Origin of the sequence: Delftia sp. Cs1-4, from assembly GCF_000214395.1 — a bacterium.
Taxonomy (GTDB): Bacteria; Pseudomonadota; Gammaproteobacteria; order Burkholderiales; family Burkholderiaceae_C; genus Comamonas; species Comamonas acidovorans.
This window is the reverse complement of sequence record NC_015563.1, coordinates 665,001-667,500: the sequence shown is the minus strand read 5'-3', so window position 1 is coordinate 667,500 and position 2,500 is coordinate 665,001. Positions and strand designations below refer to the sequence as shown.

Here is a 2,500-nt window from a genome sequence, read left to right as displayed (position 1 = left end):
ATCCCCAGAGTACCTTTTATCCGTTGAGCGATGGCCCTTCCATACAGAACCACCGGATCACTATGTCCTGCTTTCGCATCTGCTCGACTTGTCAGTCTCGCAGTTAAGCACGCTTATGCCATTGCACTATCGTCACGATGTCCGACCGTAACTAGCGTACCTTCGAACTCCTCCGTTACGCTTTGGGAGGAGACCGCCCCAGTCAAACTGCCTACCATGCACTGTCCCCGATCCCGATAAGGGACCTGGGTTAGAACCTCAAACGCACCAGGGTGGTATTTCAACGTCGGCTCCATGAGAACTAGCGTCCTCACTTCAAAGCCTCCCACCTATCCTACACAGATCCGTTCAAAATCCAATACAAAGCTACAGTAAAGGTTCATGGGGTCTTTCCGTCTTTCCGCGGGGAGATTGCATCATCACAAACATTTCAACTTCGCTGAGTCTCTGGAGGAGACAGTGTGGCCATCGTTACGCCATTCGTGCAGGTCGGAACTTACCCGACAAGGAATTTCGCTACCTTAGGACCGTTATAGTTACGGCCGCCGTTTACTGGGACTTCAATCAAGAGCTTGCACCCCATCATTTAATCTTCCAGCACCGGGCAGGCGTCACACCCTATACGTCCACTTTCGTGTTTGCAGAGTGCTGTGTTTTTATTAAACAGTCGCAGCCACCGATTTTTTGCAACCGCTTTGGGCTCCCTTTGTTCAAGTTCACCTACTTGCGGCATACCTTCTCCCGAAGTTACGGTATCAATTTGCCGAGTTCCTTCTCCAGAGTTCTCTCAAGCGCCTTAGAATACTCATCTCGCGCACCAGTGTCGGTTTGCGGTACGGTCGTGTGTAGCTGAAGCTTAGTGGCTTTTCCTGGAAGCAGGGTATCACTCACTTCGTCTGCAAGCAGACTCGTTATCACCCCTCATCTAAGCCCGGCGGATTTGCCTACCAGGCACGACTACAGGCTTGAACCAACATATCCAACAGTTGGCTGAGCTAACCTTCTCCGTCCCCACATCGCACTACACATCGGTACAGGAATATTGACCTGTTTCCCATCAGCTACGCATCTCTGCCTCGCCTTAGGGGCCGACTCACCCTACGCCGATGAACGTTGCGTAGGAAACCTTGCGCTTACGGCGAGGGGGCTTTTCACCCCCTTTAACGCTACTCATGTCAGCATTCGCACTTCTGATACCTCCAGCACCCGTTACCAGGCACCTTCACAGGCTTACAGAACGCTCTCCTACCACTTGCAATAAATTGCAAATCCGCAGCTTCGGTAACTGGCTTAGCCCCGTTACATCTTCCGCGCAGGACGACTCGATCAGTGAGCTATTACGCTTTCTTTAAATGATGGCTGCTTCTAAGCCAACATCCTGACTGTTTTAGCCTTCCCACTTCGTTTCCCACTTAGCCAATTTTAGGGACCTTAGCTGGCGGTCTGGGTTGTTTCCCTCTTGAGTCCGGACGTTAGCACCCGGTGCTCTGTCTCCCAAGCTGTACTCTGCGGTATTCGGAGTTTGCATAGGTTTGGTAAGTCGCCATGACCCCCTAGCCTAAACAGTGCTCTACCCCCGCAGGTAATACTTGAGGCACTACCTAAATAGTTTTCGGAGAGAACCAGCTATTTCCAAGTTTGTTTAGCCTTTCACCCCTATCCACAGCTCATCCGCTAGTTTTGCAACACTAGTCGGTTCGGACCTCCAGTACCTGTTACGGCACCTTCATCCTGGCCATGGATAGATCACTTGGTTTCGGGTCTACACCCAGCGACTGGACGCCCTATTCGGACTCGATTTCTCTACGGCTCCCCTATTCGGTTAACCTTGCCACTGAATGTAAGTCGCTGACCCATTATACAAAAGGTACGCAGTCACCCTTTCGGGCTCCTACTTTTTGTAAGCATGCGGTTTCAGGATCTATTTCACTCCCCTCCCGGGGTTCTTTTCGCCTTTCCCTCACGGTACTGGTTCACTATCGGTCGATGATGAGTATTTAGCCTTGGAGGATGGTCCCCCCATATTCAGACAGGGTTTCTCGTGCCCCGCCCTACTTTTCTCTAGCTCAGTACCACCAGTCGGTTTTCACATACAGGGCTATCACCTACTATGGCCGGACTTTCCATTCCGTTTTGTTAACCGTCTGACTATCACTAGAAGGCTCTTCCGATTTCGCTCGCCACTACTTTCGGAATCTCGGTTGATGTCTTTTCCTCTGGGTACTTAGATGTTTCAGTTCTCCAGGTTCGCCTCGCATACCTATGTATTCAGTATGCGATACCCTTGCGGGTGGGTTTCCCCATTCAGAAATCTCCGGATCAAAGCTAATTTGCCAGCTCCCCGAAGCTTATCGCAGGCTATCACGTCTTTCGTCGCCTATCATCGCCAAGGCATCCACCACATGCTCTTAGTCACTTGACCCTATAACTTTGATCTCTCTTGCGAGATTTCGCCGTTTTCTTTCAAGGACTTGCGAGGTCTCTCACCTCGCGCGTTATG

The 2,500-nt window shown here is 51.0% G+C and carries 1 rRNA gene (running past one end of the window); it reads right to left on the bottom strand.

Features of this window, described 5'->3' with window-relative positions:
• Window positions 1–2,422, bottom strand: a 23S ribosomal RNA gene (locus DELCS14_RS02995) (it extends 454 nt beyond the left edge of the window).
• Window positions 2,423–2,500 lie beyond the last annotated feature (78 nt).